This is a genomic window from Martelella mangrovi (assembly GCF_040545495.1).
Lineage (GTDB): Bacteria > Pseudomonadota > Alphaproteobacteria > Rhizobiales > Rhizobiaceae > Martelella > Martelella mangrovi.
The window spans coordinates 145189-157420 of the sequence record NZ_JBEPLY010000011.1 but is presented as its reverse complement, the minus strand read 5'-3'; the positions used below and the strand labels follow the sequence as shown (position 1 = coordinate 157420).

Here is a 12232-nt window from a genome sequence, read left to right as displayed (position 1 = left end):
AGTTCTTATTAGAACAATAGGCTCGAAAAATGAGGGCGTCAAGCAAATGAGCGGCACAAGCACGAATGGAAACCCGACGATCGAGCGGATGGTGATGATCCTGAATGCGCTGGAGCGGGCACCGTCCGGCCTCAGTCAGTCGGATCTTGTCCAGCAAACCGGGCTTGCCAGATCGACGGTCTACCGGATCCTCAATTCCCTCGCGGATTCGCGGCTGTTGCGGGAAACCGCGCCGGGAACCTATGTGTTCGGAAACCGTTTTCTGGAACTTGCCGCGCGGGTCACGCCGACCTCGCATTTTTTCTCGCTGGCGCGGTATCTTCAGTCGGACCTTGAGGCGCTGGCGGCAAATATCGGCCAGTCCTGCAAGATTTCCGTTTATGAAAACGGCGCGATCATGGTGGTTGCAGGGGCAACGGCAAAACGCCCGCACGCCCTGAATTACGAAATCGGAGAATATCTGCCGGTTCATGCCGGTGGTGCCAGCAAGGTGCTGATGGCCTATCTGCCGGATGACGAGCGCGAGCGGCTGTTGCGCAAGAACCCCGTGGCGCTGACGGAGCGGACGATCACCGACCGGAACCAGTTGCGCAAAGAACTGGCGGAGGTGCGCGCGCAGGGATGGGCCGAAGACAGGGGCGAATATAGCCTCAGCGTCAGTGCTTTCGCCGCCCCGATCCGCGATCATACCGGTGCCGTGATTGCCGCGCTTTCGGTTCCCTTCCTCACCACCGCCGACGAGGCGCTGCGCGACCGGCTGCGCGCAGAAACCATTAGCGGTGCCGATAAGCTGAGCCGCCTCATCGCGCACTACGCCGGCTAGGTGTCCGGCACGCCGCGTTTCATCGCGACGGTGTTTCGACTGTCGTTAACGCGCTGCCCGGCATTGAAAGCCAGACGATCCTGGATGCACGGAGGCGTATGCAGCCTGCACCGTCCATGCCGGTGTGAGGCATGCTGCAGGTGCTGAAGGAGCATCGGCATCAGGCGCCGGCATGGAACGCTGTATTTCGCGATCCTTTTCGGCTTGCGGCTATCGTGTGCGGTCTCTCCGGCCCCGTTTCTCCGCCCGGGAAGAGCTGAGGCGATTCTTTTTGCCGTCTTCGGGGACTGCACGACCTCCACGACACGTGTAGGATAAGAATCATAAATTACAACTTGTTATGCGCTTTTGCAGGTATCTTTCGGCGTTTGCATCGCAAGCCTGTGAGGCGATGAGCGCATTAAAAGTGTCTCATGGCGCTTGTAAAAAGAACAAATAAGGAACATAATAAAAACATAAAGTGAAACGGAGGCGAAAATGACCGAACTTCTGCGTGATGTGGCTGCATTTTTCTCGATCACCCTGTTCCTGACGAGTATGGCTCTGATCATAAGCTCGCTGTAACAGGCCATTATTGTCTGCCGGCGTGGCCGGCGACGCTTCCCGCTCTGTGGTGGCCGGACAAGCTTTCTGTGCATATGTGTTGTTTGCGTTGCGCCGGTCGTGCGGGCCTGCGAAAATCACATTCGAAGACAGAGCATGATGGAGCTGGCAATGGCGGGCGATAGCGCGAAGAATGAGCAAAACGAGTCGGGCGAAGCGCCGGTCAGGTTCGTGCATCTGCGCATCCATTCGGCTTATTCGCTGCTTGAAGGTGCGCTGCCGCTCAAGAAGGTGTTGAAGCTTGCCGTGGAAGACCGCCAGCCGGCTGTTGCGGTTACCGACACCAACAATCTTTTCGGCGCGCTTGAATTTTCGCAGAAGGCAATCGACGACGGGCTGCAGCCGATTATCGGGTGCCAGGTGTCGATCGATATGGAAGACGATGGCGATGGGGAACGGCGCGGCGGTTCGCATCTGCCGGTCAAGCTGCCGTCGCTTGTGTTTCTGGTGGCCAGTCCGGCGGGCTACGCCAATCTCATGCACCTTGTCAGTGAGGCCTATCTCGGCGGTGAGGCGCATGAGAGCGTCTATATCCGCAAGTCATGGCTTGAATCCAGAACCGATGGGCTGATCGTGTTGAGTGGCGGGTCGGGCGGTCCGATCGATCAGGCGCTGACCGCAGGCTTCGAGGCCAAGGCCCGAGACCGTCTTTCAGCGTTGAAGACGCTGTTTGGTGACCGCCTTTATGTCGAGCTTCAGCGTCAGGGGGCGTTCGATGTCCAGCGCGAACGCCATGTGATCAATCTGGCCTATGAGCTCGAGCTGCCGTTGGTGGCGACTAATGAACCTTTCTTTCCCGCGCGCGAGGATTTTGAGGCGCATGATGCGCTCATGGCCGTCGCCCACAATGCCATCGTCTCCGACGACCGGCGCTTCAGGCTGACGCCGGACCATTATATGAAGACACAGGAGGAGATGGCAGAGCTGTTTGCCGATCTGCCTGAAGCGCTCGACAACACCATCGAGATTGCACGGCGCTGCAGCTTCATCCTGCACACGCGCGATCCGATATTGCCACGCTTCACCGGCGCCTCCGATGACCCGGAAGAGGCGGAACGGGCCGAGGCGCTCGAACTGCGCCGTCAGGCGGTTGAAGGGCTTGAAGCGCGGCTCGACCACGTTGGTCTGAGCGATGGGCACACCCGCGAGGATTATGAAGAGCGGCTTGAATATGAGCTCGGCATTATCGAGAGCATGAAGTTTCCGGGATACTTCCTGATCGTTTCGGACTTCATCAAATGGGCCAAGGAGCAGGATATTCCTGTCGGTCCGGGTCGTGGCTCGGGTGCGGGCTCGCTTGTGGCTTATGCGCTGACCATTACCGACGTTGACCCCTTGCGGTTTTCGCTGCTATTCGAACGCTTTCTGAACCCCGAACGCGTTTCGATGCCGGACTTCGATATCGACTTCTGTCAGGACCGGCGCGAAGAGGTGATCCGTTACGTTCAGCGGAAGTACGGACGGGCGCAGGTGGCGCAGATCATCACCTTCGGTTCGCTGCAGGCGCGTGCGGCGCTGCGCGATGTGGGCCGTGTGCTGGAGATGCCTTACGGGCAGGTGGACCGGATCAGCAAGCTGGTGCCCAACAATCCTGCCAACCCGGTGACGCTTGCCAAAGCCATCGAGGACGAGCCGAAATTTCAGGAGGCCGCAGAGGAAGAACCGATTGTCGGCCGTCTTCTGGCGATCGCCCAGAAGATCGAAGGGCTGTACCGGCACGCCTCGACGCATGCCGCCGGCATCGTGATCGGTGACCGGCCGCTTTCGCAGCTGGTGCCGATGTATCGCGATCCGCGATCGGACATGCCGGTCACCCAGTTCAATATGAAGTGGGTGGAACAGGCCGGTCTGGTCAAGTTCGACTTTCTGGGTCTGAAAACGCTGACGGTGTTGAAGACGGCGGTCGATTTCATTGCCCGGCGCGGCATCAAGGTGGACCTGTCACTGGTGCCGCTGGATGACCATGAATCCTACGAGATGATGGCGCGCGGTGAAACGGTCGGCGTCTTTCAGGTGGAAAGTGCGGGCATGCGCAAGGCGCTGATCGGTATGAAGCCCGACCGCATCGAAGATCTGATCGCGCTTGTGGCGCTCTATCGTCCGGGTCCGATGGAAAATATCCCGGTCTACAACGCCCGCAAGCATGGCGAGGAGGAGATCGAGTCGGTTCATCCGATGATCGACCACCTGCTGGCGGAAACCCAGGGCGTCATCATCTATCAGGAACAGGTGATGCAGGTGGCGCAGGTGCTTTCCGGCTATTCGCTCGGTGAAGCTGACCTTCTGCGCCGCGCCATGGGCAAGAAGATCAAGGAACAGATGGACAAGCAGCGTGTCCGTTTTGTCGAGGGGGCGGTTGAGAAAGGCGTCAAGAAACAGCGCGCCAACGAGATTTTTGACCTGCTCGCCAAATTCGCCAATTACGGCTTCAACAAGTCGCACGCCGCAGCCTATGCAATCGTTTCTTATCATACCGCCTATCTGAAGGCGCATTATCCAGTCGAGTTTCAGGCCGCTTCGATGACGCTCGATATGGCCAATACCGAAAAGCTGAATGACTTTCGCCATGACGCCCGCAGGCTGGGTATCGACGTTGTCGCACCGTCTATCCAGACGAGCTATCGGCATTTCGAGCCGGGCGAGGGGCGCATCTATTATGCCCTTGCCGCGATCAAGGGCGTCGGCGATGCGGCTGTCGACCATATTGTCGAGATGCGTGGCGACCGGCCTTTCGCGGATCTGGAGGATTTCTGTCAGCGTATCGATCCCAAACTGGTCAACCGCCGGGTTCTTGAAAGTCTGATCTGTGCGGGTGCTTTCGATTGTTTCGGTCATGACCGCGCAGCGCTTCTGGCCGGCCTCGACCGGATCATCGGATTGGCGCAACGCACGCAGGAGGATCTCGTCAGCGGTCAGGCCGATATTTTCGGAAATGCCGGCCAGGTGGCGAAGATCGTGCTGCCCGACTATACGCCGCTTTCGGATTCGGAGCGGCTGATGCGCGAATATCAGATGCTTGGCTATTACCAGACGGCGCACCCGCTCGATGCCTATACCGATATTCTCTCGAAGATGCGGGTGCAGGCGTTTTCGGAGTTTCAGCTTTCGGTCAAGAACGGCTCCGATCGTGGCCGCCTTGCCGGCACGGTGGTCGCCAAGCAGGAGCGCAAGACCCGTACCGGCAACAGGATGGGCATCATCATGTTCTCGGACGCGACCGGACAGTTCGAGGCCGTACTGTTTTCGGAGATGCTCTATCAGTATCGCGAATTGCTGGAACCTGGAACCTCGGTCGTGATCACGGTGTCCGCCGAAATGCGGCCCGAGGGGATCGGCATGCGGATACAGACGGTGCAGTCTCTGGAAGAAGAGGCTGTGCGCCAGCAGCGTGCAATGCGGATATTCCTGCGTGATGACTCGCCGATAGCCTCGCTTGCCCGTCATCTGAATGACAACGGCGAGGGTTTGGTGTCCTTTGTGGTGATCCAGGATCACGGCCTTCGCGAGGTCGAGGTCGAGTTGCCGGGCAAATATCGCCTGTCTCCCGAGGTCGCATCCGCGATGCGGGCCGTTTCGGGTGTGGTCGACGTCGAACTGGTTTAGAGCGCGTACGAAAGCCGGTTCGTTACGCGAATCATTGTGCTTTTGATTCTCGTTGCAACGTCGAACCCGGTCGCAGGCGCGGTGGCAGCGCGTAAAAAGCGGGCTGGCACCGCACTGTTTTCTTCCTGATTTGCTGATATGCGCCTGTTGCGATGGCGTTGGGGCGGTTCTGCCACGCGGTTTCGCGCTTGTTTTCTTTACCTTTTGTAAAGGTTTGAGGCTTTTGGGAGGGGTGCTTGTTGCCAATTCGCAACAGCAAGCGGGTAAGGGGGCGTTGAAGGCGGCAAAGGCGACGATTGTTGATTGCGATCATCACGCGGTCTTGTATGTTCAATCTCGGAAGTTAGGGCGAGACGGCCCGGTCTTCTTGAAACCAGGATATGGGGCAGGGAACGCTTCGGCGAAAATCCTATATCCGCTAAAACCTTATTTGGAGGTCATTATGAACGTGAAGAGCCTTCTTCTCGGCTCCGCTGCCGCTGTTGCCGCAGCTTCCGGCGCTCAGGCTGCCGACCCGGTTGTGGTCATTGAGCCTGTTACTCCCAACTATGTTGAAGTCTGCGACACCTTTGGTGCCGGTTACTTCTATATCCCGGGCACTGAAACCTGCCTCGACATCGGCGGTTACGTCCGTTTCCAGGTCAGCGCTCTCTCCAAGCAGGAGCCGACTTGGGCCGATAACACGCCCAGCACCTGGGACGTCTTCACCAAGGCACAGCTCGATATCGCCAGCAAGACGGAAACCGAGCTCGGTGTCCTGACCGGTGTTATCAAGCTGAACGCTGAAGTTCACAGCGCAGGCGATACCGACACTGACGTCCATCTTGACCAGACCTACCTCGCTCTTGGTGGTTTCCAGGCTGGTTACTTCCAGAGCTACTGGGATGACGGTCTTATTGGCGAAATCGACGATCTGTCGGGTAACACCAAGTTCAACTCGATCCGTTATGTCTTCACCGGTGACGGCTTTGTAGCCGGTCTCTCGGTTGATGCTCTGACCGACGAGATGGTTGGTTACACCGGCGATCCGAACCTGGCTCGCATCGGTGTTTCCGGTCGTGTTGGCTTCCAGGCCGGCGGCCTCGGCATGAAGGTTGACGGCGGCTACGACACCTTCAACGAAGATGGTTCGATCCGCGCTATGTCCTCGCTGGCACTCGGCCCGGGTTCGCTCGATGTTGGTGCAAGCTGGGCTTCCGGTTGGAACGCTTACGCGAACACCTTTGATACCTGGTTCGATGACTATCCGCTTGCCGATAAGCCGGCTGCAAACTCGGTCTATGCCGAGTGGCAGGTTGCTGCTGGCTACGCTCTGGACGTAACCGAAAAATTCACGATTACGCCTGCTGTTCAGTGGACCTCGGTTAACATTCCGGACCGCTCTAACAAGAGCTTCTACACCTTCGGCGCTCTGTTCGACTACGAAATCGTTGACGGTCTGGCTGCCAAGATCAACGTTGAATATGCTGATCTCCCGGACTCCTACTTCAACAGCGATACCTGGGGCGGCTGGTTCCGTCTGCAGCGCGACTTCTAAGTTGCGTTCAGTTATCTGAATTGAGAAACCCGGTCCTTGTGGCCGGGTTTTTTGTGCTTCACCGCTCTTTTCGGCAAAGCCGATGCAGACCTTGCGCTGTGCAGGCGTTTGTTGCTGCGTTTTTGCTGCCCGCTTATTGTAGGGCAGGGCAAGGTGACCGTGCTTCTTGTAATATGATTAGCGCGAGCCCGATCCGATTGCCGTCCTAAAACAGGTCTCGGCGTTCGGTTAAGTCTGTTGCTGTGACATTTTTTGCAAGGATGGCTGGTGCGGACGGCGGGGCTCGAACCCGCATGACCTGACCGGTCGAGGGATTTTAAGTCCTAATTGTGACTGGTTCTGTTCCCTGATAGTCCCAAAAACAGAACTATAATAAGCATTTATCTCAACGATTTAAGTGCGCACAAATAGTCCTGAAAATGGAACTAAATTTGCGCCGTGACTAGATGTGACTCCCCCGGGTGACTAGGTGTGACTCGATTAGTGGACACCCCTAACCATCCCGTCACAGCCCGCCCTCTAAAATGGCCAACTCCTGTGACCGTCTAGTGACTTGCCGGCCTCTGTCTAGTGAAGGCCCGTGTTCTGTCTAGTTACTAGACGCTCAATTAGTGGACACTACTAGTCCACTCCCCACTCCAGTCAAATATTCAAGTCCTAACCTAGGGTCTAACTTCAGTTGAACCTTAGGGGAGGACTTTTGTGTGAACTAAAGGTTCTTCTCATATGACTAATCAGTACAAAGACCTACTCAAGGTGCAACTTGAGTTGGAAGACGAGATGCTGTCCGCAGGCCGTGACCGCTTCTATAAAGCGATTGAAGATGCGAAAGCCCGTGGCGAGGAGAGCAGCACCACGTATGGGAACCGGTTGATCAAGCAGCTAGTCATGCCCACCGCTTCGGCTATTGAGGAGTTCCTTCAGGAAGCAGACTCCGGGCGGGCAGGAAAGCGACACAGTGCTGTTCGTTACCTGCGGCTTCTCGATCCCGAGACGACAGCCTATCTCGCGTTGAAGCGAGTACTTGACGGGATCACGAAGCAGCACACATTGCAGCACGTCTCAATCGCTGTCGCGTCCGCGCTTCAGTCCGAAGTCTGGATGACCAAGTTCAAGGATGCCCACCCTGACAAGTTCGCGGTGACGATGCGGCATGTCTCCTCGGCAACCTCACGCCGCCACGCGGAGAACGTCGCGCGGATTATGGCGGGTCGCGTAGGCGTGACCGAAGATTGGCCGACGACTGACAAGCTTCAGATCGGCGCAAAGCTGATCGAGCTTTTGCAGGAGAAAACTGGACTAGTACATGTCGTTCGAAGGACGGTGAATGCCCGGGACACCCGCGTCTATGTCGAGGCCACCCCGGCGACACTGGAGTGGATCACCAACGCCAACGAGCGCATGGACGAGCTGACGCCTGCGTTCCTCCCTACAGTGATCCCTCCGAAGAAATGGGAAGACGTTTATACGGGCGGCTACCATAGCGGGTTGACGCGGAACCTCCACCTCGTCAAGGGCGTCAATGGGAACCACCTAGAAGAGCTGGACAACTTCGGTATGACTGACGTGCTCCGCTCTGTGAACGCCATGCAGGAAACCCCGTGGCGGGTTAACAAGCCCGTTCTAGATATCCTGTGCGAAGCTTGGAACAGCGATATGCGCCTTGCTGCCCTGCCGCCGATGGAGGCCGACGCCTTGCCGCCGAAGCCGGGCGATATCGAGACGAACGACGACACCCGCAAAGAGTGGAAGCGGAAGGCCGCGAAGGTCCACGCCAGCAATTCAAAGCTGAGGTCTAAGCGGCTCCAGCTCCGCAAGATCATCGAGATCGCCCGGAAGTTTGAGGACTTCGAGGCGATCTACTTCCCGCACCAGTTGGACTTCAGGGGCCGCGCCTACTGCGTCCCGATGTTTCTCAACCCGCAAGGCCCGGACCACGCTAAGTCACTCCTCACGTTCGCCCAAGGCAAAGCCATTGGCACCGGGGACGGCCCGCGCTGGCTCGCAATCCACGGCTCCAACACATACGGCTACGACAAGGTTTCCCTTGATGCGCGTGTCGATTGGGTGATTGAACATGAGTCCCAGATTATCGAAGCCGCCACGCTGCCCCTAGATGACGGCCTGAAGTTCTGGGCGGGCGCTGATAAGCCTTGGCAGTTCCTTGCGTTCTGCCTTGAGTGGGCCGCATACAAGCGCGAGGGTGCGGCTTTCAAGTCGTCACTGCCGATTGCCTTGGACGGCTCCTGCAACGGCCTCCAGCACTACTCAGCGGCCCTACGTGACCCTGTTGGAGGTCGGGCGGTCAATCTACTGCCTTCCGACAAGCCCCAAGACATCTACGCCAAGGTCGCGGAAGTGACGCAGGGACTCGTGGAGTCTTTTATTTGCCCTGATAGTTCTAAAAATGGGACTATCTTAGGCCTAGAGAAGCTGCGGGAAACGTGGGCGCGGTTCGGGATTGATGAACGGGAGATGGCCCACCGCTGGCTCGCCTTCGGTCTCAACAGGAAGCTGACCAAGCGTTCCGTCATGACGTTGCCCTATGGTTCCACCACGTTCTCATGCAGGGAGTTCCTTCAGGAAGCCACGGAAGACCAGATCGCCGCTGGGAAGCCGAACGTCTTTGCGCTGGGGCCGGAAGACGAGGGCATCTTCCGTGCAACCATGTGGCTCCAGCCGCTCGTCTGGCAGGCTATCGGGGAGGTCGTGAAGGCCGCTCGTGTCGGTATGGACTGGCTGAAGGACTGCGCCAAACTTGCCGCGAAGGAAGGTCTGCCGGTAATCTGGGAGACACCCGACGGCTTCCTCGTTCAGCAGATGTACCGCAACACCAAGGCGCGGCGGATCGTCACGAAGCTAGACGGCTTCACCACGAAGCTGACCCTCCGCGAAGACCTTCCGACACTGGATAAGAAGCGGCAGGCTTCCGGCATTGCCCCGAATTGGGTCCACTCAATGGACGCCACGGCGATGCGCATGTTCGTCAACCTTGCGAAAGAGCGCGGGCTAGACCGGTTCGCGCTGGTGCACGACTCCTATGGAACAACGGCGGCAGACGTAGGCGTCATGGCCGACTGCCTGAGGGAGGCGTTCATCAGTCTTTACACGCTCAGCGATCCGCTTGCGTCGTTCCGCGTGGACGTTGCGATGCTTCTCTCGGACGAACTACTGGAGAAGCTGCCCGCCCTTCCTGACAAAGGCATCTTGGACATTCAGCGGGTGGCGGAGTCCGACTTTTTCTTTGCCTAGATAGTTCTATTTTTGGGACTATCTAGCCGCTAGACGGAAGTTTAGTGGACACTACTAGTTCTCGGAGGCCGGGCTTCTGGGAACCCCCAACATCACATCAGAAACAACACGAAGGGAGAACGCTATGCGTCTCACTATTCGCATCGGCGCGGCCCGCGACGAAGTGACCATTGACGGCCACACGTTCGACCGTTCGACGCTCAAGGGCAGCGAGAAAGCTGTCATGCGCCAGATGGTCCGGTCCACTTTGAAGCAGCTCTGGAAGGTCTAAGGCAATGCGGGCAAACGTATATGAAGCGCTTATCAACGCTGACCGCGTGAAGACCGCGACGGCCACCTTCCACTGCATCGACGCCCTCCAGCGGTTCCACGAGGACCGGGGGGTTCAAACGAATGCAGCCGCGATCCTGTTCATCCTGCTTTGCGAGCGCTTCCAGCTCAATCAGCAGGACGTTTTCACGGTCGCCAAGAACCTCCTCAATACACATGACGACAGGCTTGGGACAGAGTTCGAAGCTATCCGCATGTACCTGCGGGAGGAACTGTAATGGACAATCCGCTTCAAACCGCTATCGCCCTTTGGCGGGCCGGTAAGCGCCCTTCGCTGGTTATCTTCGCTGCCCTCAATGAGCAGGGCTACAACGTGAAAACCCTCGAACGCATCTACTACCGTAGCCCCGGGTAATTCCTGGGGCTTTTCTGTTTAAGAAAGGAAATCCACATATGGCGAAAGCCAGACGCGCCCCCACCTTCCTGACGCCTGCCGTTACCTTCATCTATCCGAAGCTGAATGAGCCGGATACGAAGTACAAGGAAGAGGGGGAGTTCTCTGTCAAGGCGGTCCTGACCCGTGACGAGGCTGCGCCGTTTATCGAAGAACTTCGCCCCGTTTACGAGGCAGCGGAAGCCGAAGCCCGTGAACGCCTAGGCGAAATGAAGCCCGCGCAGGTCAAGAAGCTCGAAGCCAAGGGCATCACCTTCAGTATGAACCCGCTGTTCTCGCCGGTTTACGACGAGGAAGGGGACGAGACCGGCGAAGTCGAGTTCAAGTTTACGATGAAGGCCTCCGGCGTAGTCCGTAAAGGCCCGAAGGCCGGGCAGCCGTGGTCCCGCCGTCCCGCGCTCTTTGACGCCAAGGGCGCTCCTCTCCGGTCCAGCGTGGCCATCTGGGGGGGCACTGTCGGCAAGGTCGCTTTCACGCCTTCTCCGTATTTCGTGGACGGCACCCTCACTGGGGGTCTCGCCCTGCGTCTCTCCGCTGTGCAGGTCATCGATCTCGTTTCCGGCGGCCAGCGCTCGGCGGCAGGCTTCGGCTTTAGCAAGGAGGAGGGCGGTTACGAGCAGCCCGAGGAAGCTCCTGAGGACGAAGACGCCAAGGAAGAGCAGGTGGATAGTGGGAATAATGCGCCGGAAGAAGAAGACGACTTCTAATCCCGGCCTGAAGTACGGCTTCCGTAGTGGCCTCGAAGATAAGGTCGCTGCGGAGCTGCACGAACAAGGTATTCCGATCCGGTACGAAGACCCCGACGAGGTGATCAACTACACCAAGCCGGTCTCCTATCATAAGTACCACCCCGATTTTGTGCTGCCGAACGGCATCATCGTGGAAACCAAAGGTCGCTTCGAAACTGCCGACAGGAAAAAGCACCGGTTGATCCGCGAGCAGCACCCTGACAAAGACATTCGTTTCGTATTCTCCAACTCACGCCAGCGCATCAGCAAAACGTCCCAGACGACCTATGCCGCGTGGTGCGAGAAGTACGGTTTCAAGTTCGCAGATAAGTCCGTTCCTGCGGCTTGGCTGATTGAGGCCACACGTTCCAAGACAAAATGAGGCACATTGACCACCTCGTAGTTCACTGCGCGGCTACCCCTGAAGGCAAGCCGTTTACCGTCAAAGATATCGATCGCTGGCACCGGGAGCGGGGCTTCCGCTGTATCGGCTATCACTACGTTATCTATCTTGACGGCTCCATCCACCCCGGGCGACCGGTCGAGGAGATTGGCGCTCATGTGAAAGGGCACAATCGCAGCAGCATCGGCATCTGCTACATCGGAGGCGTTGCGGCGGACGGGCGCACCGCGAAAGACACGCGGACTCCTGCCCAGAAGGAAGCGCTGGAAACATTTCTCCGCTCTCTCAAGCGGAAGTACCCGGGCGCTGCCATTCTGGGGCACCGCGACTTCCCGAAAGTGCGGAAGGCTTGCCCAAGCTTCAACGCGAAGAAGGAATATGCCCACATTAAATAACTGTCTAGTTGCTAGACGGTGGTTTAGTGGACACTACTAGTTCTTATGAAGGCTTCATAAGCCACTCCTCTCGTTGCATCTCTAAAATATCCCTGACTAGCCCTCGTTCCTCTTCACTGAGGGGCGGGGGCCTTTTTGTTTTCTGCGCCGACTCATGCGCGATC

The 12232-nt window shown here is 57.8% G+C and carries 11 protein-coding genes; 10 read left to right on the top strand and 1 reads right to left on the bottom strand.

Annotated elements, in window-relative coordinates; translation table 11 throughout:
• Nucleotides 1–46 precede the first annotated feature (46 nt).
• Together ABID12_RS15425 and dnaE are read left to right on the top strand one after the other, a co-directional pair.
• Nucleotides 47–823, top strand: coding sequence for an IclR family transcriptional regulator (locus ABID12_RS15425; protein WP_354435000.1), 777 nt, complete (start codon nt 47–49; stop codon nt 821–823).
• Nucleotides 824–1537: 714 nt separating this feature from the next.
• Nucleotides 1538–5029, top strand: a complete 3492-nt coding sequence (dnaE, locus tag ABID12_RS15420; RefSeq protein ID WP_354434999.1) for a DNA polymerase III subunit alpha — start codon at nt 1538–1540, stop codon at nt 5027–5029.
• Between the two features lie 31 nt (nt 5030–5060).
• On the opposite strand, the gene ABID12_RS15415 is transcribed toward dnaE, so the two are convergent.
• Nucleotides 5061–5342: a hypothetical protein gene (locus ABID12_RS15415; RefSeq protein WP_354434998.1), complete on the bottom strand. Its 282-nt coding sequence runs from the start codon at nt 5340–5342 to the stop codon at nt 5061–5063.
• Nucleotides 5343–5471: 129 nt separating this feature from the next.
• On the opposite strand from ABID12_RS15415, the gene ABID12_RS15410 reads away from it, so the two are divergent.
• The 8 genes from ABID12_RS15410 to ABID12_RS15375 all read left to right on the top strand — a co-directional run bounded on the left by ABID12_RS15410 (nt 5472) and on the right by ABID12_RS15375 (nt 12068).
• Nucleotides 5472–6566, top strand: coding sequence for a porin (locus tag ABID12_RS15410; RefSeq protein ID WP_354434997.1), 1095 nt, complete (start codon nt 5472–5474; stop codon nt 6564–6566).
• Between the two features lie 726 nt (nt 6567–7292).
• Nucleotides 7293–9818, top strand: a complete 2526-nt coding sequence (locus ABID12_RS15405) for a DNA-directed RNA polymerase (RefSeq protein ID WP_354434996.1) — start codon at nt 7293–7295, stop codon at nt 9816–9818.
• Between the two features lie 124 nt (nt 9819–9942).
• The gene (locus ABID12_RS15400) at nt 9943–10089 is read left to right on the top strand and encodes a hypothetical protein (protein ID WP_354434995.1); all 147 of its coding nucleotides are present in this window, start codon (nt 9943–9945) and stop codon (nt 10087–10089) included.
• Between the two features lie 4 nt (nt 10090–10093).
• Nucleotides 10094–10366, top strand: coding sequence for a hypothetical protein (locus tag ABID12_RS15395; RefSeq protein ID WP_354434994.1), 273 nt, complete (start codon nt 10094–10096; stop codon nt 10364–10366).
• Nucleotides 10366–10503: a hypothetical protein gene (locus ABID12_RS15390; RefSeq protein ID WP_354434993.1), complete on the top strand. Its 138-nt coding sequence runs from the start codon at nt 10366–10368 to the stop codon at nt 10501–10503. Before ABID12_RS15395 ends, ABID12_RS15390 begins: the two co-directional genes overlap by 1 nt.
• Nucleotides 10504–10541: 38 nt before the next feature.
• A complete protein-coding gene (locus ABID12_RS15385) occupies nt 10542–11249 on the top strand; it encodes a hypothetical protein (RefSeq protein ID WP_354434992.1) in 708 nt (235 codons plus the stop codon).
• A complete protein-coding gene (locus ABID12_RS15380; protein ID WP_354434991.1) occupies nt 11221–11652 on the top strand; it encodes an endodeoxyribonuclease in 432 nt (143 codons plus the stop codon). The genes ABID12_RS15385 and ABID12_RS15380 overlap by 29 nt, the downstream gene beginning before the upstream one ends.
• The gene (locus ABID12_RS15375) at nt 11649–12068 is read left to right on the top strand and encodes an N-acetylmuramoyl-L-alanine amidase (protein ID WP_354434990.1); all 420 of its coding nucleotides are present in this window, start codon (nt 11649–11651) and stop codon (nt 12066–12068) included. Before ABID12_RS15380 ends, ABID12_RS15375 begins: the two co-directional genes overlap by 4 nt.
• The last annotated feature ends 164 nt before the right edge of the window (nt 12069–12232 follow it).